We start from the raw sequence: 717 nt of genomic DNA, 5'->3' as shown, positions 1-717 counted from the left end.
GCATTGTTGATCGAGAATCCATGCTTTGGCTTGCGCATCAGCAATGGTTTCTTGAAGTAAATCATTCAGTAAGAATGTTTCTACGTCATGTTGTTCGAGCGTTTTTCTGAAGGTGTCGTGTTCTTCTCCGGCTTTGCCTAGGCGAAGAACATCATCAAAAAGTAGCTCATCGCAGTTGCTTGGTGTTAAACGCGATAAACTAAGCTGTGGTCGGTGAAGAATGACGCGACGAAGCCTTCCAATCTCTGAACCAACGTGTAATCTGCTCATAGCTTTCCTCCAACTTAGCGTAATAAATGGTTACGCAATTGATAAACAAAACTGTTTTCAACGAATCGCTACTAGCACACTTTATAAGTTGTTTTAATATCTAATTTCTTGCCCAATTGTTGAGTGAATGACTGCTATTTAAATAGGTCATTGCTTAGTAAATTTTTAGCAAGCGTCATTTGATAAGAGGCCGCATGTCGTGGTTGCTGATCCGTTTGTCGCTCTGAAGACTAAAACTGTCAACGAGAATTTCTTGCCAAATTGTGAATAATTGTCTTGGTTGCAATTATTAATTTACTAATATTTTTTAGTTGTCTACATGCTCCCATTGCGCCCATACAAATACAGGGACACTTGCCATTAATAATATGGTTCCCCAGTAAACAACCTCTGGCCCTGAACCAATAATCGCGCCAATTACATAGCTAAATGCAATGACCGTAATGC

At 39.7% G+C, this 717-nt stretch carries 1 protein-coding gene; it reads right to left on the bottom strand.

Going from position 1 to position 717, the window contains the following annotated elements; all coding sequences use genetic code 11:
* On the bottom strand, window positions 1-270 hold a 270-nt coding region (locus A3738_RS25060), incomplete at its 3' end, for an arginine deiminase family protein (protein ID WP_231876758.1).
* Window positions 271-717 lie beyond the last annotated feature (447 nt).

This window comes from Oleiphilus sp. HI0066 (assembly GCF_001635725.1).
Note: the sequence above shows the minus strand (reverse complement) of the source record. Positions and strands in the feature narration are given on the sequence as shown.